Annotated in this window: 14 protein-coding genes and 2 tRNA genes; 8 read left to right on the top strand and 8 right to left on the bottom strand. The window is 70.8% G+C overall.

Annotated elements, in window-relative coordinates; translation table 11 throughout:
• The first annotated feature begins 99 nt into the window (after positions 1-99).
• Genes Acy02nite_RS36770 through Acy02nite_RS36760 form a run of 3 tightly spaced genes read left to right on the top strand, consistent with a single transcriptional unit; the run spans position 100 to position 3,241 of the window.
• The gene (locus Acy02nite_RS36770) at positions 100-1,275 is read left to right on the top strand and encodes a hypothetical protein (protein ID WP_203752077.1); all 1,176 of its coding nucleotides are present in this window, start codon (positions 100-102) and stop codon (positions 1,273-1,275) included.
• A complete protein-coding gene (locus Acy02nite_RS36765; RefSeq protein WP_203752075.1) occupies positions 1,209-3,011 on the top strand; it encodes a hypothetical protein in 1,803 nt (600 codons plus the stop codon). The genes Acy02nite_RS36770 and Acy02nite_RS36765 overlap by 67 nt, the downstream gene beginning before the upstream one ends.
• Positions 2,990-3,241: a hypothetical protein gene (locus tag Acy02nite_RS36760; RefSeq protein WP_203752073.1), complete on the top strand. Its 252-nt coding sequence runs from the start codon at positions 2,990-2,992 to the stop codon at positions 3,239-3,241. The genes Acy02nite_RS36765 and Acy02nite_RS36760 overlap by 22 nt, the downstream gene beginning before the upstream one ends.
• A gap of 40 nt (positions 3,242-3,281) precedes the next feature.
• Here the strand turns inward: Acy02nite_RS36760 and Acy02nite_RS36755 are convergent, their stop codons facing one another.
• Positions 3,282-5,906 carry an MGH1-like glycoside hydrolase domain-containing protein gene (locus tag Acy02nite_RS36755; RefSeq protein ID WP_203752071.1) on the bottom strand — a complete coding sequence of 875 codons (2,625 nt, stop codon included), beginning with the start codon at positions 5,904-5,906 and terminating at the stop codon, positions 3,282-3,284.
• Positions 5,907-6,058: 152 nt separating this feature from the next.
• Here Acy02nite_RS36755 and Acy02nite_RS36750 point away from each other — a divergent pair, with 152 nt between their 5' ends.
• Positions 6,059-7,312 carry a tetratricopeptide repeat protein gene (locus Acy02nite_RS36750; RefSeq protein ID WP_203752069.1) on the top strand — a complete coding sequence of 418 codons (1,254 nt, stop codon included), beginning with the start codon at positions 6,059-6,061 and terminating at the stop codon, positions 7,310-7,312.
• On the opposite strand, the gene Acy02nite_RS36745 is transcribed toward Acy02nite_RS36750, so the two are convergent.
• The 6 genes from Acy02nite_RS36745 to Acy02nite_RS36720 all read right to left on the bottom strand — a co-directional run bounded on the left by Acy02nite_RS36745 (position 7,295) and on the right by Acy02nite_RS36720 (position 12,777).
• Positions 7,295-7,780: a GNAT family N-acetyltransferase gene (locus Acy02nite_RS36745; RefSeq protein ID WP_203752067.1), complete on the bottom strand. Its 486-nt coding sequence runs from the start codon at positions 7,778-7,780 to the stop codon at positions 7,295-7,297. The two genes, Acy02nite_RS36750 and Acy02nite_RS36745, sit on opposite strands and share 18 nt — an antisense overlap.
• Before the next feature lie 140 nt (positions 7,781-7,920).
• Positions 7,921-9,126, bottom strand: coding sequence for a leucine-rich repeat domain-containing protein (locus Acy02nite_RS36740; RefSeq protein WP_239175535.1), 1,206 nt, complete (start codon positions 9,124-9,126; stop codon positions 7,921-7,923).
• A 2-nt stretch (positions 9,127-9,128) separates the two neighbouring features.
• Complete coding sequence (locus tag Acy02nite_RS36735) at positions 9,129-11,141, bottom strand: SDR family NAD(P)-dependent oxidoreductase (protein WP_239175514.1); 2,013 nt, start codon at positions 11,139-11,141, stop codon at positions 9,129-9,131.
• A 20-nt stretch (positions 11,142-11,161) separates the two neighbouring features.
• A tRNA-Glu gene (locus Acy02nite_RS36730) sits at positions 11,162-11,234 on the bottom strand.
• 55 nt (positions 11,235-11,289) lie between these two features.
• Positions 11,290-11,362, bottom strand: a tRNA-Ala gene (locus tag Acy02nite_RS36725).
• Positions 11,363-11,517: 155 nt separating this feature from the next.
• Positions 11,518-12,777 carry an alpha-amylase family glycosyl hydrolase gene (locus Acy02nite_RS36720; RefSeq protein ID WP_203752063.1) on the bottom strand — a complete coding sequence of 420 codons (1,260 nt, stop codon included), beginning with the start codon at positions 12,775-12,777 and terminating at the stop codon, positions 11,518-11,520.
• Between the two features lie 74 nt (positions 12,778-12,851).
• Between Acy02nite_RS36720 and Acy02nite_RS36715 the strand changes: the two genes are divergently transcribed.
• From Acy02nite_RS36715 to Acy02nite_RS36700, 4 genes are all read left to right on the top strand, one after another.
• Positions 12,852-13,844: an enoyl-CoA hydratase/isomerase family protein gene (locus Acy02nite_RS36715; RefSeq protein WP_203752060.1), complete on the top strand. Its 993-nt coding sequence runs from the start codon at positions 12,852-12,854 to the stop codon at positions 13,842-13,844.
• A 92-nt stretch (positions 13,845-13,936) separates the two neighbouring features.
• The gene (locus Acy02nite_RS36710) at positions 13,937-15,436 is read left to right on the top strand and encodes an IPT/TIG domain-containing protein (RefSeq protein ID WP_203752057.1); all 1,500 of its coding nucleotides are present in this window, start codon (positions 13,937-13,939) and stop codon (positions 15,434-15,436) included.
• A gap of 395 nt (positions 15,437-15,831) precedes the next feature.
• A complete protein-coding gene (locus Acy02nite_RS36705) occupies positions 15,832-16,347 on the top strand; it encodes a DUF4304 domain-containing protein (RefSeq protein WP_203752054.1) in 516 nt (171 codons plus the stop codon).
• Between the two features lie 171 nt (positions 16,348-16,518).
• Positions 16,519-17,085: a suppressor of fused domain protein gene (locus Acy02nite_RS36700; protein WP_203752051.1), complete on the top strand. Its 567-nt coding sequence runs from the start codon at positions 16,519-16,521 to the stop codon at positions 17,083-17,085.
• Between the two features lie 830 nt (positions 17,086-17,915).
• On the opposite strand, the gene Acy02nite_RS36695 is transcribed toward Acy02nite_RS36700, so the two are convergent.
• Positions 17,916-19,133 carry a hypothetical protein gene (locus Acy02nite_RS36695; RefSeq protein WP_203752047.1) on the bottom strand — a complete coding sequence of 406 codons (1,218 nt, stop codon included), beginning with the start codon at positions 19,131-19,133 and terminating at the stop codon, positions 17,916-17,918.
• Positions 19,134-19,678: the final 545 nt, after the last annotated feature.

The raw sequence follows: 19,678 nt of genomic DNA, 5'->3' as shown, positions 1-19,678 counted from the left end.
CGAGCTGAGCAGGCCCGGAGATGTCGTACCCGTCCGCTAGTTTCTGGTCCGGGCGTGATCGACGCGCCCACCCAGCACCTATGACGAGGAGTCCGGCTCGTGAACGGGTCCGTCCTGGAGAAACAGCTGCTCGTGGCGATCGACGAGGCCGACGAGGAGACCGTCGTCGCGCTGCTGGGCTCCCTGTCCGAGCCGGAGCGGGCCACGCTCGAGCCCGCCGTGGCGGCCCGGGCCGACGAGTTGCACCGGCTCGACAAGGAACTGGTCTACGACTTCGGCCCGCGACGCGACGGGCTGCGCCGGGTTCGCCGGCAGTTGACGGCAGCGCACCTGGCCTGGCTCGGCACCGGTGCTCCCGGGTCGTGGCCACCGGCGATCGACATCCACGACGATCAGGACGGGTGGTACCGGCGAGGCCATCTGGAGCGCGTCTTCGCGTCCGACGCCGGGCATCGGGTCCTCACCGAGCGCCGCCCGGCCTGGCTGGAGCGGCTCGTCGAGGAGTATCTGGACTACGGGAACTGGCTGTGGCAGCCGGCCTGGCGTCTGATCGTCGAAGGGTTCACCGGCCGGCCCACCGACGACCGCTGGCTGCACGGCGTCGCCCGGTACGCCGGGCAGACCGTCGACGAGCTCGCCGAGCTGGTGCGCCGCGACCCGGCCCTGATCGACACGGACCTACCGGCTCTGCTCGCCCGTCCCGGCGGGCTCGGCGTGCTCGTGCGGGGCGAGCAGCGCACCCGCCGGGAGGCGGACCACAGCCTCACCCGGCACCGGGTGTGGTCGCCGCTGCTCGGCGGTCTGCTGCCGACCGGCGATCCGCTGCGGGAACGCCTGATCAGCGACGTCCTCGACGCGATGGGCGGGGACATCGGCGCCGACGCGCCGGCCTACAAGCAGTTCCTGACCGAGCTGAAACCGTCCGTCGCCGAGTTCGCCGCCCGGCGGCAGCGGCTGCTGCGGCTGGCCGGTCACCAGATTCCGGGGCTGGCCGGTTACGCCGTGCAGACCCTGCTGAAACTGGACCGGGCCGGCTCGCTCGACCCGGCCGACGTGGTGGCGCACCTCGGCCCGGCCACCGGCGCCGCCTCCGCCGGGACCGCACGCAAGGCGGTGCGGCTGATCGTCTCGGCGCTGCGCCGCGACGCCACCCTGCTCCGCGGGCCGCCGCGGCACTGGCGCCGGCGCTCGCCCACACCCGGCCCGACGTGCAGCAGGACGCGGTGCAGGGGCTGCTCCCGCACCTCGCCGACCCGGCGGTCCGGCAGACGCTGACCGGGGCGGCGCCCGGCCTGGCCCCGTCGGTCGCCGCGCTCCTGCCCCTTCCCGGCGCGCCGGCCAGGCCCGGCCCCGACCTCGCCGGCCTGCTGACCCGGGCCGCATCCCTCGGGGACGTCGGCGATCTCGGTACGGCAGTGGCCGCCACCCGGGACGGCGTCGAACCACCCCCGGTCACCCCGCGCCCGTGGCTCGACGCCCGGCCCGGCTCCGACCCCATTCTGCCGATCGGCGATCTCGACGAGCTGATCGAGGCACTGCTGCTCGTGCTGGACAGGACCAATCGGTGGGCGCACGACCTCGATCGGGCGCTCGACGGACTGGCCGCGCTGCACCTGGCGCGTCCCGGCGACTTCGGTCTGCGGGTCGGACCGGTGATCGACCGGGTCAACCGGTGCTTCGAGAGGGACGCTCCGCAATGGGGTGAGCAGATCGGCGGAGACTTCTGCCATCTGCTCGCGCACTGGCTCGACCCCGGCCGGGAGCTGCCCGCCGCGGTGCCGCTCGACACGCCCCGGGGCTGGCTGCTCGGCCGGCTCCGCGAGGTGCTCGTGATGGTGCGTGACGGGGTGGCGAGCCGGCTCCTGGCCTATCCCACCGACCGGGAGGGCTGGATCGATCCGGTCGTGCTGGCCGAGCGCGTGATCGAGACCGGGGACCAGGCTCTGCAACGGCCGCTCGACACCGCGATCGCGGTCACCCGGCTCGCGCCGTGGGGCCGCGCCGCTGCCCTCGAGCGGCTGTCCGGCGTCCCGGGCGTCCTGGCGGCGGTGGTGCGAGCCGCCTGCGGCGCCGGCCCGGAGACGGGTGACGGTGGCGCGGCGGTCGGCACCGCTCCGGAGACGGTGCGCCGGGCGGTCGCCTGGCAGCTCGGGCAGCCGCACGCCGGGCCGCCCTACCTCTTCGGCGAGCCCGCCGCCGCGCCGCCCGCCGAGATCGAGATCCTGCCGAACAGTGCGTACGACCAGGCCCGCCACGTGCCGATGCCCGGCGGTGGCATCTATCTGGAGATGACCCACCTGCCGGAGTTCCAGGCGTGGCAGCGGTGGCACGAGTTCGCCGGCGATGCTCGCTACAGCACCGCCTGGGCGAGCACCCACTGGCCCGGAGACACCGGCTGGGTCTGGACCGTCGGCCTGCACGCCCGCCGGGCCCTGCGCTGGCTGCTCGAGCCCGGCCAGCCGTTGCCCGCCGAGGCGATGTCCCGGCTGCTGCGCGAGGCCGCCGGCGACAGCGCGGAGCGACGGGCTCTCGCGGCCGACCTGTTCGTCCAACTCATCGACGACGGCCGCCTGACCAGTCCGCAGCTGGGCGCCGCGCTGTCCGCCCCGGCGCCGTCCGGCCTGAGCTGGGTCTGGGCGGGACCGGCGGGGTACCGCACGGTCGAGGCGCTCCGCCGGGTCTCCGCGGTCTCGCCACTGCACGCGACGGTGGTGCGGCGGGCTCTCACCGCGAGCGCTCCGGCGTGGTGTGCCCTTCCGGCGCGCGCGCTCTGCGCGCTGCTCACCCTGCTCGACCAGCTCTGTACGGCCGATGGGATCGGGCCGGTCGACGACGCGGCCCGCGCCGTGCTGACCTCGCTCGCCACGGGCCGCGGCAAGTCGGCCGGTCTGGCCCGCCGGGTGCTCGCTCATCCGGTCAGCGGCGTCGACTGGCCACCCGCCGCGGCGGCCGCCGCCCTGGCCGCCCGCCTGGAACGTGCTTCGCCCGTGTGCGCCGCGTCCGGCGCCTGAGCCGGGCCGGGCGCCGGCCCCTGCTCGCCGCGGGGAACTCCAACGGCGAGATCGACATGCTCGCCTTCACCCAGCATCCCGGCAAGCCGTACCTGCGCCTGCTCGTCGAGCACGACGACGGCATGCGGGAGTTCGACTACGTCGCCGGGTCCGCGCAGGCGCTGAAGGAGCCGGAGACCCAGGGCTGGACGGTCGTCGGCATGCGCGACGACTGGCTGACGGTCTTCTGAGCGGCTGGGCCGGCCGCCGCCGGGCGGCCGGCCCAGCCGGTCACTTCTGCCGGTCCTGGACCGAGGCCTTGTGGAACACCCCGGTCATCCCGTTGTCGAGCAGGTCCTGGCCGGTCAAGCCGGCGAACAGGTTGGGGAAGACCGCGACCAGCCCGGTCCAGCCGGTCTGGTGCGCGGCGCCGATCCCGGCCCCGTTGTCGCCGTGGAAGTATTCGGAGAACAGCATCAGGTCGCGCCAGTGCTCGCCCGCGAAGACCTGGTTACCGCCGTAGCACGGCCGGTGCCCCTGGTCGTCGGGCAGGAAGATCCTGGTGAGCCGGTCGGAGATCTCCCGGGCCACCTCGAAGAGCGTCATCTGCCGGCCGGAGCCGGTCGGGCACTCCACGGTGAAGCCGTCGCCGTACCCCACGTACAGGTTGAGCAGGGCCCGGATCATCAGAGCGTTGACCGGGAACCAGATCGGGCCACGCCAGTTCGAGTTCCCGCCGAACATCCCGTTCTCCGACTCGGCCGGTTGATACGAGACGCTGTACCTCTCATCACCGACATAGAACTCGAACGGGTGCTCCGCGTGGTGGCGAGAGACCGCCCGGATCCCGTACGGGCTGAGGAACTCGTCCTCGTCGAGCATCCGGGCCAGGATCCGCCGCAACCGCTGCTCGTCGAAGAGGGCGAGCAGACGGCCGTGCCGGCCACCCATGTCGATGTGCTCGTTCCGGTCCAGGAACGCCTTCGCCTCCTGGATGACCTGCGGATGTTTGTCGATCAGAGCCTTGTCGTAGACGGTGGCGGCGGCCAGCGGCAGCAGGCCCACCATGGAACGCACCCGCAGCGGCTGCGCCGACCCGTCCGGCGCGCGCAGCAGATCGTAGAAGAACCCGTCCTCCTCGTCCCACATCGTGGCGCCACCGCCGGCGTCGTTCACCGCGGCCGCGATCCAGGCGAAGTGCTCCAGGTAGGTCTGCGCCTCCTCCAGGTAGACCGGATCACCGTCGCCCAGCTCCAGCGCGATCTGCAGCATGTTCTGGCAGTACAGCGCCATCCACGCGGTGCCGTCGGCCTGATCGAGGTGCCCGCCGGTGGGCAGCGGCGCGCTGCGGTCGAAGACACCGATGTTGTCCAGCCCCAGGAACCCGCCCTGGAAGACGTTGCGCCCGTCCATGTCCTTGCGGTTCACCCACCAGGTGAAGTTCTTCGACAGCTTGTGGAACACGCGCTCGAGGAAGGCCCGGTCGCCCGTGCCGGTCCGGGCCTTCTCCAGCTCGTAGACCAGGTAGGCGGCCCAGGCGTGCACGGGCGGGTTGACGTCGCTGAAGTTCCACTCGTACGCCGGGATCTGCCCGTTCGGATGCAGGTACCGGCGGGTCAGCAGCAGTTCCAGCTGCGACTTGGCGAACGCGACGTCGACCAGGCTGAACGCGACCGCGTGGTAGGCCAGGTCCCAGGCCGCGAACCACGGGTACTCCCAGGTGTCGGGCATCGAGATGATGTCGTGCGCGTCCAGGTGGAACCACTCGCCGTTACGGATGCCCGGCGCGTTCAACGGGTTTCGGCCGTGCTCGCGCAGCCAGCGCTCCACGTCGTACCCGAAGTACTGTTTGCTCCAGATCATTCCGGCCAGAGCCTGCCGGGCCACCTGGCGTTCCGGTTCGCTCAGGGACGGGGCGAACAGGCCGGCGTAGAACTCGTCCGCCTCCGCGCGGCGCGCCTCGACAACCTCGTCGAAGGCCCGCTCGTCCTGGTCGGTCCCGGCCGGCGCCCGGTCACTGAGCCTGGCGCGTACGACGGAGGTCCCGCCGGCCGGCAGCGTCAGCGTGACCACCGCGGCGGCCTTGGTCCCGGTCCCGTCGGCGTTGACGGCCTCCTTCTCGCCCTCGATCAGATAGCGCCCGAACGCGTCCTTGCGCCCGTCCGCGTTCTCGGTGAACAGCAGCTGGTGCTCGCCGAGACAGGACCACCAGCGCGTGCCGAGCCCGTCGTGCTCGGCCTGCACGACCGTCGCGCCGGTGGACCGCAGCCGCGCCTCGGCGCCGGTGGCGCGGAACCAGACCGTGGGCAGCAGGTGCACCGTCGCTTCCTCGGGCCCCCGGTTGTGCACGGTGATCCGGGTCAGGACCTCCTCCGGGCCGGCCTTGGCGTACTCGACCTCGACGTCGAAGTACCGATCCTCGGCGAAGATCCCGGTGTCGACCAGCTCGTACTCGAAGTCGCTGAAGTTCCGCTCCCGATTGGTGGTGACCAGGTCGTAGTACGGGAACTCGCGTTGCGGATACTTGTAGACCATCCGCATGTACGAGTGGGTCGGCGTGCCGTCGACGTAGAAGTAGTACTCCTTGACGTCCTCACCGTGGTTGCCCTCACCGTTGGTCAGCCCGAAGAACCGCTCCTTGAGGATCGGGTCCCGCCCGTTCCACATCGCCAGCGCCAGGCACAGTTGCTGCCGGTCGTCGCTGAACCCGGCGATCCCGTCCTCACCCCACCGGTAGGCTCGCGACCGGGACTGGTCGTGAGTCAGGTAGTCCCACGCGTCCCCGCCCTGGCTGTAGTCCTCGCGAACCGTCCCCCACTGGCGCTCGCTCAGATAAGGTCCCCAGCGCCGCCAGTCCACGGCGGCGGTGTCGGCGTCCCGCAGGCGCCTCTGCTCGGCGTTCATGCTTGCGCTCATGCCGTCAGCCTGAGCACCTCCCGGCCGGAGAGCTTCCTCCCGCAGGGATGACAGCGCGTCCCGCGTCTTCTGTCCCCGGCGGCAACCTACTTTCCCGGCGTCGTTCTTTCCTGGCGTCGTTCGCCGCCGCGCTCTGCCGGTATCGTGTCGCCGTGGATGATCGGCCGGAGGATTGGCTGCCGCAGGAGGTGGCGCGGGCGCTCTTGGAGCACGGCCACTCCGAGGTGGCCCGACGACATGCCGCGGACGGCGACTGGCACTGCGCACTGGCACTGGCACTGGCCGAGCAGGCCGATGCGCAGGCGGCACTGACCATCCTGCGCCCGTTCTCCGAGCACGGGCACTGGGCGGCCGTCGACATGGCAGCCGATCTACTTCCGGCCGACGAGGCAATCGCGCTGGTCAAGCAGCATCTCAACGCCGGCGGGCCGTACGCGGCGAGGCGGCTGGCGACGTTGGTGGCACGCCACGGGCGGATCGAGGAAATGATCGCGCTGCTCACGCCGTACGCCGGACAATTCGTTTTTGCGCAAGCCCTGGTGACCTTGACAGCCGGCACCGGGCATGACGACCTAGTCGCCGGGCTGCTGCGGGACCGCATGGCGGCGGAGCGGCACGAGCCCGGTTCCTGGCCCTACCAGCCACCGGAGACCGCCGTGCTGCTGGCCATGGTCCTGGAGCGGCAGGGACGGGTGGACGACGCGGTGGCGCTGTTACGCGGTGGCGACCACCAGGATCAGCTCACGCGCCTGCTGCTCCGCCACGGCCGGGAGGCCGAGGTCCGCGCCATGGACGGGTGGTCCGCGGCCTGCCACCTCGCCCGCTGGCTGGAGCGGCAGGGCCGGATCGACGAGGCAGTCGCCGTGCTGGAACCCCTCACCGGTGACTGGAACGTGGCTGCCGAGCTGGCCATGCTGCTCGCCCGGCGCAACCGGCCGGACGCGGCCTTCTCGGTGCTGCTTCCCATCACGGCACAGCCGCACGCCGAGTGGGTCGTCGACCTGCTGTGTGACCTGCTGTGCCGGCACGGCCGGCCGGACGAGGCGCTGACCGTTCTCGACGAGTTCGCCGCTCGCGCCGGCGGCTTGGACACCGGGCTCAGGTTCCGGCGGAGCCGCGTGCTCGCCGAGTCCGGCCGAGTCGAGGAGGCGATGGCCGACATGCACGACGATCCTTCGGAGGTCGCCCGGCTCCTGGTGGAGGCCGGACGCCTCGAGGAGGCCGTCGCGCTGCTGCGATCCCGCCCGGGCAGCGATCCCGTCCGGTTGGCGACGGTGCTCATCGAGCAGGGTCACGTCGACGAGGCCGTCGAGTCGTTCCGGGTGGAGGCAGCGGCGAAACGGGCCGCGAAGGCTGCGGACGAGCAGGCGTTCTGGCGCCGGTTCTCGTCACCGCGAGACGATTGACCTGCCGTACCAGACCTCGTTGTAGGGGCCGGTGCAGTAGGCCGGGATCTCGGCGTAACCGGACCGGCTGTAGAGGGCCCGCGCCTCGACCAGGTCCAGGCGGGTGTTGAGGACCATCTCGGTCGCGCCCATCGCCGCGGCCAGCTCCTCCAGCGCTGCCAGCAGGAGGCGGGCGCCGCCGCGGCGGGCGTCCGGGGCGACGTAGACACGGGTCAGCTCGGCCCGGCCGGCGCCCAACAGCAGGAAACCGCCGCAGGCCGCGGGCCGGCCGGCCCACCGGCCGATCACGAACTGGCCGGTGGGCGGGACGAGCAGCTCGGCGCCGTCCCCGGCCAGCCCTTCGTCGACCTCGGAGGCGGTCGCCGGTCGGCCCAGGTAGCGACCGGCGACCTCGACGTAATAGTCGCGGCGGAGGGCGTACGCGTCCGGCGAGCAGACCGGCTCGACCGTCATGATCCAGGAGGGCATGAGCTCTTGTACCGAACCGCCGTGACCGCCGCCACCCGATTACGACGAAGGAAACTGCGGCCGGCCGGATCGGGCCATGCACCTGCCGGTGCCGGTGGACGCGCCCGCCGGGGATCGAGCGGGAACTGCTCGCCGGGTGGTCAGCGGTAGATGCTGGCGATCGCGCGGATGTCCGGGTGCGGGCCGGTTCGCGGGCGGTCGGCGAGCAGGGCGCCGGCGCGGCGCCGCTGGCGGCGCGGGACGCCACCGTTGATGCCCAGGTACTCCAGGGTGGGATGACCGGAGGCGATCGCGTCCACCAGCAGCCGGGCACCACGCCCGCGGATGCCGGTCAGGCGCAGGTCCAGACGGCGCAGCCGGGCCGCAGGCAGGACCTCGGCGAACGCCGCCGCGCCCGCGTCGCCCAGATCGTTGGGGTGGGCGCCGAGAACCCGCTCGGACGGCGGGCGGGCCAGGTCCAGAATCTGCCAGGCTGCGCAGTGCCGGGCCAGGTGAGCGGTACCGTCCGCGGTCACGCCGTTGCCGCCGAGACCGAGGATCATCGGCACGCCGGCGGCCACCGTCGCCAGCGCCGCCGCACCCTGGTCACCCAGGTGATTGGCCGCCAGGTAGAGCTCGTGGACGCCGGCCTCGTGGATCAGCCGGGCCAGGACCGGCACCGCGTCCGGGCCGAGACCGTTGCCGCCGAGGAAGAGGCGCCGCACCCGGGAACCGCCGGCGACGAGGGCGTCGGCCAGGGTGGTCAAGCCGGTCACGGTGATCCCGGTGTTGACCAGATCGAGGGTACGCAGGTGCGGGTTCGCCGCCAGCGCCACCGCCAGCCGGGCCAGACCGTCGTCGCCGACCGGGTTGCGCTTGAGCCACAGCGCCCGGACGGTGTCGTCGCCGGCGAGCCGCTCGGCGAGGATCGCCACGCCGTCCGGGCCGATCCGGTTGCAGCCCAGGTACAGCGTCTCGATCCCGTGACCGGGTCGCAGCGCGGCGGCGACGGCAGTCAGGCCCTCGCTGCCGAGCGCGTTCGTGCCCAGCAGCAGGTGACGCACGTGCGGGTTGCCGGCGGCGGCGGCCGTGATCCGCCCGGCCTCGACCGGGCCGACGCCCTGCTTGCACAGGTCGAGGCGGCCGTCGGGCTGCACCGCGCCGCGCGGGAACACGGCGGGAGCACGACCGCCGTCACCCGGGGCGGGCGCGTCACCCGGCGGGGCGGGCTCATCGCCGTACCCGGGAAGGGTGTTGATCGGACGTTGTCCGGAGGCGTCGGTGAGCCAGGAGATCAGCGGATCAAAATCGGACGGCTGCGCGAGGCCGGCTTCCGGGTTCTGGATCACCGGGCAGCGGATCGGCATGGTCACCAGGGCACACTCCGGTAGTCCTTGAGGAATCGGCCGCTGATCGGCTCGCCGCGGCCGGCGGCGACGATCGGGTGGTAGACGCGGGCCGCGCCGTCGACGACGTCGAGCGGTGGGCGGAACCCGGCGGCGCGCTGGTCCTGTTTGTGCGGATGCGGGCGTTCGTCGGTGACCCAGCCGGTGTCGACGGCGTTCATCAGGATCCCGTCCCTGGCGTAGTCCGGCGCCGACGTGCGAACCAGCATGTTCAGCGACGCCTTCGCCATGTTGGTGTGCGGGTGCCGGACGGTCTTGGTGCCCCGGGAGAAGCTTCCCTCCATGGCGGAGACCTGCACGACGTGGCGGTGCCGGCGCGGTCCGGCGGTGAGCAGCGGGCGCAGGCGGGAGGTGAGCAGGAACGGGGCGAAGGCGTTGACGACGTGCGCGGAGAGCCACTCGTGCGGGGTTACGTCGGTGTCGCGCAGCATCCAGGAGTTGACCGGGCGCAGGTCGAGCTGCTGACCGGTCTCGTCCACGAGCCCCGGCGGGAAGAAGTGCCCCCACCCGGCGGGGACGACCTCGGCGCGAGGGCTTCGGCCCGTGACGGCAAGCGTCGCCGCCGGCCCGTCGAGACCGGCCGCCTCCCCCGCTGACAGCCGCCGGTAGTACTCGGGCGGCCGGTACAACGTCTGCGCCGCGTTGTTGATCAGGATGTCGAGGCTGGTGAAGTGGCTGGTGGCGAAGCCGATGAACTCGTGGACGGCCGCGAGGTCGAGCAGGTCCAGGCCGTACACCCGGAGCCGTTCCGACCATGCGCCGAAATCCGGCAGCTCGGCGAACAGCCGGGCGGCGTCGTGGGGAAACCGCGTCGTCACGACCACGTCCGCGCCGTCGCGCAGCAGCTTCAGCACCACCCGGAACCCGATCTTGACCCGTCCGCCGGTGACGATCGCGGTGCGCCCGGTCAGGTCGGTCCGCGCCGACCGCCACGTCCGGTTCTCCTCGGCACAGCCCGGGCACATCAGGTGGTAGTCGGCGTCGACCTCCCGGTACTCCTGTTTGCACACGTAGCAGAGCCGGGTGCGGCGCAGCGTGCCGAGCGGCTCCGGCACGCCGGCCGGCTCGGGGATCACCGGCGGGATCTCGGTGTGGAAGCGGACCGCGCCGGCGAGCAGCTCCCGATCCGCCGCCCGGGTCTGCGCGGCCCGCCGCGCCTTGGCCCGCTGCTTGATCCGCCGGGCCGCGGCCGTCACCGCCCGTTCGAGGGTCAGACGGTCCGCCGGGTCCAGGTCCGGGTCGTCGAGCCGATTCAGGACGGCCAGACAGCCCGCCAGCGCTTCCTGATCCATGTCAGCCCCGTCCCTCCTCGCTCCTGCTGATCGTTCTCGGACAGATTGGCGATCCGCCTCGTGCACCAGCGGATGCAGCTGGTCCGGGGTGAGCGTGCCCCATCGCAGCAACGCCGCGTCCCCGGGTGGGTCGACCCCCGGGTCGCCGGGGACGGACACGCCCTCCGCGGAACGCCACGGCTCCCGCCCCGCGAACGGCCCGTACGCCCAGCGCCGCTCCTCCACCGCACCGGCCTGCCACGTCCACGGCGCCAGCCACAGCCGCGGATTGGGCAGGTCTCCCGCGTCCATGACCCGGAACACCAGCCGCTGCGGCGCGTCCTCGGTGCAGGGCAGTCGCACGACCGGCACCGGCACGCCGCGCCGCATCCGGACGGCTTCCCGGGCGAGCACCACGAGCATGCCCGGCCGGAGCGCCCCGGTCCGCATTCGCGGCAGATGCCGACGAAGGAAATCCGGCGCGAACCCGGCCAACTCGGCCTCGAGCATCGCGGCGCGCTCGGCGCCGAACCGGGCGGGCACCTCCAGCGGATCGACCCGCACGTCCACCGCCGCGGCGGCGCACGCGGCCCGCCAGTCGCCGGCCAGCCGCGCGGCCGTGGCCTCCAGGATCATGCCGGCCGGTGACGCGTACTCCATGATCTGCGCATACCGCTCACGGTCGCGCTGCCGCTCGAGATCCACCCGCTGCCTCCCCGTGGGTGGTGTGCCGGCCGGAATCGAACCGGCGTCCTCCGCCCTGAGAAGGCGACGCGACGACCTCTGCGCTACGGCACACCAGCGCGCAGTCTAGTGATCCACTTGCGGCGGGTGCAGCACATATCCGGGCGACGGGGCCGAGCCGGAATCGAACCGGCGTCCTTACGGATGCGAACCGTATGCGTCGACCTCTGCGCTACCGGCCCCGCCGCGCAACGAGCGTACCGAGCCGCACCGGCGCGGCGGCAAGGCATGCCGCGGACCGTCCGGTGGGCTGCGCTCGCCTTCGTCACGAGTCGGATCGGCTATGGCCGTCGTGCCGTGCCCTCGGGGTTCGTCCCGACTGATGCGTCGCCGCGGGTCAGACGGGTTCGAGGATGGACCAGCCGGGGCCGGGGACGAACGTGCCGTTGCCAGCGGTGTCGTGACTGAGCAGAGGGCGCAGCGGGCCGGTCTCCAGCGTGAACTCGTGGCCGTGGTCGGCGGCGTTGAGCAGCACGATCAGGCGGTGGCCGCCGGCCGACACCTCGTACGCGAGCTGCTTGTTCGCCACGTGCAGCGGGCGGGTCACCGCCCGGTGCAGCCACGGGTGGCGCCGCCGCAGGCCGATCAGCTGCTGGTAGAGGCGGTAGGTGGGCCAGCCGTCCGGCGCGAGACCGGCCGGGGTGGACGGGAACGCGGGGCGGATGTCGTCGTCACCGTTCTCCTCGTCGCGTTTGACGCCCTGGAAGGCCTGCTCGTCGCCGGCGTAGATGCTCGGCACGCCACCGGTCGTGAACAGCACGGCCAGTGCCAGGCCCACGTGCCGGCGGTCGGTGAGGATGCTGGCCAGGCGGGTCACGTCGTGGTTGCCGACGAACGTCATCGGGGCGAAGTCCGCCGAGAACGTGTCGTGCCGCTCGATCGCCCACGCCAGCTCGAAGAAGTTCAGGTCGTTGAGGCTGCTCCAGATTGCCTTCCACAGCTCGTACTGCGTGACCGAGTCCAGGCCGCCGTCGCGCACCCAGGCCGGATAGTCACCGTGGATGACCTCGCCCACGAACCACCCGCCGTCGATGGCGCCCGCGGTCCTCTTCCAGAAGGGCAGGGGCACCGCGTACGCCGCGTCGAGGCGCCACCCGTCCACGCCGAAGTCCAGCCAGTGCCGCATCACGCCGGTCACGTAGTCGGCGACCGCCGGCTCGTCGTGGTTCAACGCGACCAGATGCCGATGCCCCTCGAAGGTCGCGAAGTCGTCGCCGTCCTTACGGAACCATGTCTCGTACGCCGGGTCGCCGAACCGCACGAACCCGCGCCCCACGTGGTTGAACACCCCGTCGAGCAGCACCCGGATCCCCTTGGCGCGACACTCGTCGACCAGCCACCGGAGATCTTCCTCGGTGCCGAGGCGACGGTCGACGCGGTAGTGGTTGACCGTGTCGTACCCATGGGTCTCGGATTCGAAGATCGGCCCGAGCGCCAGCCCGTTGCACCCGAGCTCCAGCAGGTAGTCGAGCCACGGCCCGAGCTTGCGCAGCCGTGGCTCGGCCGGCGCCCCCGGCGGCAGCGCCTGGCGGGGTGCGCCCAGGAACGTCAGGGGGTGGAGGTGCCACCAGATCACGTGCTCGGCCCAGTCGGTCATCGCCGCCCACCCTACTGAATCCCCGGTGGCGTGGCCTCCGGCAGGGGCTACGCCACCGGCGGTTATAAAGGGGCATGCAGAGCGAACCGGTGATCGTGGAAGTCGACGGGGCGATCGGGCGGCTGACGCTGAACCGGCCGAGGGCGATCAACGCGCTGACGCCCGAGATGGTGGCGATCATGCGACGGGCCCTCGCCGACTGGGCCGGCTCGACGACCGTCGGCACCGTCGTTATCAGCGGGAACGGGGAGCGCGGGCTCTGTGCGGGCGGCGACATCCGGGAGATCCACGCCGACGCGGTCTCCGGCGGGACGGCGTCGGTCGGGTTCTGGGCCGACGAGTACCGGTTGAACGCGACCATCGCGGCGTACCCGAAACCGATCGTCGCGATCATGGACGGGCTGGTCATGGGCGGGGGGATCGGGATCTCCGCGCACGCGTCGGTCCGGGTGGTTACCGAGCGGTCGCGGCTGGCGATGCCCGAGGTCGGCATCGGCATGCACCCCGACGTGGGCGGGTCGTGGCTGCTCTCGCACGCGCCCGGCGAGCTGGGCACGCACCTGGCGCTGACCGGGTCGCCGATCGGCGCCGCGGACGGGATCGCGGCCGGGCTCGCCGACCACTTCGTCGCCGCCGAGCTGCTGCCCCGGCTGATCGCGGAGCCGGGCCGGGTCGCCGAGCTCGCCACGACGCCGCCGCCGGGTGACCTCGCGGGCGCCCGGGAGTGGATCGACGCCTGCTACACCGGGGACGACGTCGCCACGATCATCGGCCGGCTCGCGGCGCACCCCGCGGCCGGGGCGCAGACGGCCGCCAAGGAGATCGCCACCCGGTCGCCGACCGCGTTGACGATCACGTTGCGGTCGCTGCGGTCTGCCGCCGTACTGCCGGATCTCGAATCTGCTCTGGAGCAGGAACTGCGGCTCTCCGCGGCGATGCTGCGGCTGCCGGACCTGGCCGAGGGCATCCGCGCGCAGATCATCGACAAGGACCGCAACCCGCGCTGGCAGCCGGCAACCCTGGCCGAGGTGTCACCTGAGGTGATCGACGCCTGCTTCGCGCGGTGACGGAGCCCAGACCTGTCCGCGCCGCAACCCGGCACCCCGGCGGCAACTGAAAGCGAACTCGCCGACACTCGTCGTCACGGAAAATACTGGCCATGGCCACCTCGAAGCAGGCCCGCCGGGCCGCCGCACTGACCGTCGCGACCGCTGCCGTCGTCACGCTCGCCTCCTCCCCCGCCACCGCGGTCACCGGGCGGGCGGACGCCGGATCGTCCTCCGCGTCCGTGGGCGTGCGCGCCGACAAGCCGGCCGCGAAGATCCCCACGGTGTCCTCCGTCTCCGCGAAGTCAGGCACGACCGAGGGCGGGACGACGGTCACGATCACCGGCAGTGGGTTCTCCGGCCTGGAGGCGGGCAACGCGGCGGCCGTGAAGTTCGGCGACGTCAACGCGAAGTCGTTCACCGTCGTCTCGGACACCAAGCTGACCGCGGTCACCCCGGCCGGCACCGCCGGCGCGGTGGTCGTGAAGGTCACCAACAGCACCGGGACCAGCACCGGGACGGCCACGTTCACCTACCGTGCGCCGCTGGGCGCGACGTTCAAGGACGTCACCGGCGCCAAGCCGACCGGCGGGACGCCCGTCGAGGTGACAGTGACCGGCGGCACCGTGGGCACCACGGCGAAGGAGTTCGCCGCCGAGAAGGTCACCGCGAAGGTCGGCGACGCGAGCGCGACAGTGGCCTGGGTCGACGCGACGCACGTCAAGGTGACCGCGCCCGCCTCCACGAAGACCACCGCGCAGAAGCTCACCCTGATCCACGACGGCGTGGCCGGGCCCGCCTCCGAGGCGACGATCCGCTACGCGCCGGGGATCACCGGCGTCATGCCCGCGAAGGTGTCGACCGCGGGCGGCGAGACCGTCACGATCACCGGTGTCGGCTTCTCCGACGAGGTCACCGGGGTCAGCTTCGGAGAGAAGAAGGCGACCAGCTTCACGGTGAAGTCGGCGACCCAGATCACGGCGGTCGTCCCGGCCGGCGAGAACGGCGCCGCGGCGGTCACCGTCACCTCCCCCGGCGGCACCGGGTCCGGGCTGGTCACCTACCGGGCGCCGCTCGGCCTCAAGGTCGCGGAGGGCACGGTGGCCCGCGCGTCCGGCGGCAGCGTCACCCTCGAGGTCACCGGCGGCACGGTCGGGACGACCGCGAAGGAGTTCTCCGCCGAGCGGATCACCGCCACCGTCGGCACCAGCAAGGTCACGCCCGCCTGGGTCGACGCGACCCACGTCAAGCTGACGATGCCGGCCTCCCCGGCCGCGTCGGGCAGCGTCATCCTGCTGCACGACGGGGTCGCCGGGACCGCGGCCACGGTGAACTACGTCCCCGTCGTCGTCAGCATCTCCGCGACCAGCGACAAGGTCGCCGGCGGCGCCAAGGTGACCGTGAAGATCGCCGGCGGGGAGCCGACCGGCGCGAAGGACTTCAAGTTCGGCGGCGCCGCGGCCCTGTGCACCTCGATGGCGGCCAACGCGTACTCCTGCGTGGTCCCGAAGGCGGACAAGGCGGGGCCGACCTGGGTGTCGTTCACCGCGAGCACCGGCACGGCGAGCCGTTTCACCCCGTCGGCCACGTTCAACTACACCGACCTGGACTGAACCGCCCGCCTGGTTTCCGCCAACCTCGTGGGTCTCTGTCCCGCTCCACGGACGGCAGGTTCACTGCTACCCAGCCCTCGACACCGCGTTGTGCGATGTTGAGGGCTGTGTTCCGCCCCGGGTTCGATGGAGGCATCGAAGCCTGGAAGGGGATTCAGCCATGCCGGTACCCGGGCCGCTGCAGGAGCGTGCGACCCGGCTGACGGTCGAGGCTGGCGATTCGGCCAGAGCATCCGTCGTCGACGGGCCATCGTCACTAGCCAGCCGCGCGGATCGCGGCAGAAGAGGATGTCGAGCGACGAAAGCCGCCGCGCCATCGTTCGTGTTTAAGGCGTCGGCCCTCCGAGGTGCGCAAACACGCCCTAGTTCCACCCGTTCACCGCTAGCGTGCGCGTGTGGGCACAAGCTGGTGGCGCCGTCCGCCTGCGGTGAAGCAGTCACCGGCAGCCGAGCCGGCCCAGAAGATTTTTGCCGCATTTGTGAATGATTGGCTGAGTCCAGCGTTACGAGAACGGGGGTTCGCCGGCTCCAGGGGAAGTTATGGACTCAGATGCCATCGGTGCTGGGCTCTACTCTCGCTGCAGAAGTCGGTGTCCGGCACTGCCGCTGAGGTTAAGTTCACGGTCAACCTTGCGGTCATCAACAAGAACACTTGGACCAAAGCACGGGAAGAATGGCCACACCTGCCAGAACGACCGTCCTCGGCGAATCTCAGTTACGGCATCGGGGCGCCGACGGAACGCCTGGGCAAGCTCACACCGCAAGCAGCCGACAAGTGGTGGCTTGTCGGATCAGGCGTTGAACTGGAGGCCGTGGCCGAAGAAATTGCTTCCCTGATCGACCGCTTCGGATTGCCCTGGCTTTCACACCAGATGGATCAACAAGGATGCAACGAGAGCCAGGCCGGGTAGCCCCCGGGGCCTCAGGCGGCCCTCCACCTTCATCGATTTGTGATCGACCTTCAGCGGTATGTCCCAAACGGGTAGGCGCACGGACGGCGGCAGTTGAGCGCGACCGATCTGGGGTGACGTCTTCGCTCCAGGCGGCCCGGGCGTTGTGACGGGGTGGAGGAGAATGCGGCAATGACCTCGCGCGTGGAGAAGTACCTCGCTCATTTGGATCGGCTCAGCGGTGGTGTGGAGCCGCGATTCCTCCCGGTCGACTCGACGCACGAGGACCTCAAAGGTGTCACCGTCATCGCCTACGAGAATCTGCCAGAGGGGCTCAACACGGCCCTGACCTACGGACTTTCACTTGCGGACCACCCAGAATGGCAGCACGGCCGTCCGGAGCTGTGCATCAGCGTCCGCTCGGACGACGAGCGGTGGGCACGCGTAGTAGGGCATCTCGCCGAAATTCTTCGTGGTTCATGCCCGTTCTCCTACGGCAACACCATTCGCTTCGGTCAACCGGTAACCCCGCAGTCACCGCTGACCGCGTTCGTTGTCTTCGCTCCGGCCGTCCTGGACCGTGGCGACTGCCGCATCGACGTCAGCCCTATCGGTCACGACGGTCACGACATCATCCAGATCATGGGGATTTACCCCATTCACGAGAGCGAACGGCAGTACATCACTGATCATGGACTCGAAGCGTTCTGGGCTCTCGATCGAGATCTCTACGACACCACCCGACCTCCAGCCGTCTAAATACGCCCAGAAGAGCACACACCCGGTCGCCGAACCCGCTCCACGCGAGGCGGCAGCCGCTACGGCGTGCGACGCGGGGAGTTTAGGCTGAGGCGCACATCGCGGCATGAGAACGCGTACGACAACGGAGGTGGAATGCCCGTACGAATGGCCTTCAGGCAGCGCCGTAGGGATCACGAACTGCGAGCATGTCCGTAATGGGAACACCGCGACGTACCGCCAGGCGACGACGCTGCCGCACCTGTGCACTGGTACGCGGCCGGGATTTAGGTTCGCGTCCGCAACCGCAGGTCTCGAACCCTTCGTAGCGCAGTCCAGCGGCGAGCACCGCTGCTACGGCGGCCCAGGCGGAGGCGTCCCGCCGTCTGGGAGCAGCGAAGTCATGGCCAGCAAGCACCATTGGCACACGGCAACGCGTACACGGATGAGGCACTCCATCCCATGGCTGCTTGCTGCTGCTGCGACACGGCACGCACACGTAGTGAACCTTGTAGGGCGTCTCGGCGTACCGGCACATACGGTCAGGATAGCGGGTTAGCTTTCACGATTCAGTCACGAATTCCTGCCGCCGGACGGCCGCCTCAGAGCGAAACACGGCTGGCCAGAGAACGTCCTCAACTCGGCACGCCAGCACGCCGGTCCGCGTCGGGTGACGACCGGGGTGATGGCGGGTCGGCCCGAGCGCGGACAGCGGCAGATCCGGATGTCCGCAGCGCACCTGGGTCCAGCACACCGGCAATGTAATGCTTCGACGTCATCCGAGCCGAGCGGGTCATTCACGCTGCCGGAGTCGGGGGTCAACTTGGTTCCTGCCGGGGTGGCGCTGATCATCAAGAAGGCGGTTCCCCGGTGACCTCCTGCCCGATTTCCATGGCTTGCCTCTGCCACCGTTCGTCTTCCGCGGCCTGCCGTAGCAGTATCCGGACCCACGGGTCGGTCTCGGTTTCGTTCATGGCCTGCAGGTGCCGGGCGAACTGGTCACACCCGTCCGCCGCGAAGACCGCGTGCGCCCGAACCAGCCGGTCCTCATCACCGAGCAGAGCCATAACCACATCGTGGGAAACGTCGCCGGTAACTCTCCACCCCAGCAGACGCGTCGCCGTTCGCCGACGCGCAACGTCTGCCTGGACCAGCTCCGGGAGCAGGATCTCAACCGTTAGCGTGCCCAGCCACTCCAACGTCTCCAGCCCAGCGGCGCCAGCGTCCCTCACCAACTCGGCATACTCCTGCTTCGTCGGTTTTGGAAAGCGGTTGTGCTGCACCAAAGCGCTCGCCAGACCGACCCGGACCAAAGGATCGGGATCGTGGTCCAGTGCCGCTTCGAAGGCCATCCAGACGCTCTCGCCGATCACGGGCAACCGCAACAACGACCCCAGGGCACGCAACCGCCGATTCGCCGACGGATCGCCGGCCAGAATGCCAAGGAGATCCGCTTCCTCGACCGGCAGTCGTTCGCCCGCACCCCAGGTACCGGAATCGCCGGAATCAGGCCCTGCGATCGCCTCATCCAGCCAGCGTTCGTACCATGCGAGAAAGTCGAGTTCCTCAACGATCTGCGGCGCGTTGCTCCTCGTCGGGAGGCCGCCGCTGTCGACGTCGAACAACCGCCCCCGCGCCGGCCCGGTGGTCGTCAAACGCGTGTTGAGCGAGCAGCCGTGATCAGCGACGTTCAACGTACCCGGCAGGAACACGCTGTCGACTCCCCAGGGCTCTTCGTATCGGATCACCCAGTCGCACTCGTAGTCCCGCCCCGGCAGATAAGGACTTGGCCTGCTCAGATGGCCCGGCAGGCATCTGCCACAGGCTTCCTCCAACGGCGTCAGACCGTATCCCGGCCCCGCACCGCCGTTTCCCAGCTCGACAAGGAAGCGGCGGTACGCGGCCGGCAACTCGACCTCGTGCCGCTCCTCGAACTCAGCCACGACGATCTCCGGCAGGCGAGCTCCGAGCCGGAACTGATGGTTGGTAGCCCCGAAGACCTGCGCCGCCACCGGGGACTCACGCGCGACCGCCAGCTTCCCGCTAATCCGAGCCACCTGATCATCCATCCCCGCACACTAGAAGCACGCTATGACAGTCTTGCGGGCCGACCGGCTGCCGCTGAAGCAGCGGCACGGACGCGGCTGGGCTGCACATCGCTGACATACCGGCGCCACCGTAGGACGGCGGATACCTCCGCCCCCAGCCCAGGTCTGGAACGAGCATTGTCGGCGGCATGAGAGTTCATCTCGCGATTACGGTGGGGCGGTGCTGCTGCGGGACATCCCCTCCCCACTCAGCCGGAGCGCCGAACCTTGCGCATGAGCATCGCCCAGACCCCGTAGCCGGACCCGACATCACCGGTGATCGAACCTGCAGCCGAGCCCATGAACAAGGCGTTCGCGCAATCCGGGCACACCTCGCGCCCAGTAATCGTCTTCTCGAACGGCTCGCGGACACTGCGACCACAGTCGGGGCACTCTCGGCCTGATAATCCCATTCTTGCCTCCTGCGATCGGACTACTGAGGGTACGACCATGCCGCACCCTCAGTAGGGCAATCATCGGCAGTGCCTAACTTGGCTATAGCGTGGAGGCCAGCCGGAGCGCGGACA

It is taken from the genome of Actinoplanes cyaneus, from assembly GCF_016862095.1.
GTDB lineage: Bacteria > Actinomycetota > Actinomycetes > Mycobacteriales > Micromonosporaceae > Actinoplanes > Actinoplanes cyaneus.
The sequence above is the reverse complement of the archived record's forward strand: the minus strand, read 5'-3'. Positions and strand labels throughout refer to the sequence as shown.

Bases quoted from the DNA above. Each gene is read 5' to 3' on its own strand.
- Acy02nite_RS36740 (WP_239175535.1), bottom strand. From the start codon at position 9,126: ATGCCGATCCGCTGCCCGGTGATCCAGAACCCGGAAGCCGGCCTCGCG.
- Acy02nite_RS36745 (WP_203752067.1), bottom strand. From the start codon at position 7,780: ATGCCCTCCTGGATCATGACGGTCGAGCCGGTCTGCTCGCCGGACGCG.
- Acy02nite_RS36720 (WP_203752063.1), bottom strand. From the start codon at position 12,777: ATGACCGACTGGGCCGAGCACGTGATCTGGTGGCACCTCCACCCCCTG.
- Acy02nite_RS36710 (WP_203752057.1), top strand. From the start codon at position 13,937: ATGGCCACCTCGAAGCAGGCCCGCCGGGCCGCCGCACTGACCGTCGCG.
- Acy02nite_RS36695 (WP_203752047.1), bottom strand. From the start codon at position 19,133: ATGGATGATCAGGTGGCTCGGATTAGCGGGAAGCTGGCGGTCGCGCGT.
- Acy02nite_RS36715 (WP_203752060.1), top strand. From the start codon at position 12,852: ATGCAGAGCGAACCGGTGATCGTGGAAGTCGACGGGGCGATCGGGCGG.
- Acy02nite_RS36755 (WP_203752071.1), bottom strand. From the start codon at position 5,906: ATGAGCGCAAGCATGAACGCCGAGCAGAGGCGCCTGCGGGACGCCGAC.
- Acy02nite_RS36700 (WP_203752051.1), top strand. From the start codon at position 16,519: ATGACCTCGCGCGTGGAGAAGTACCTCGCTCATTTGGATCGGCTCAGC.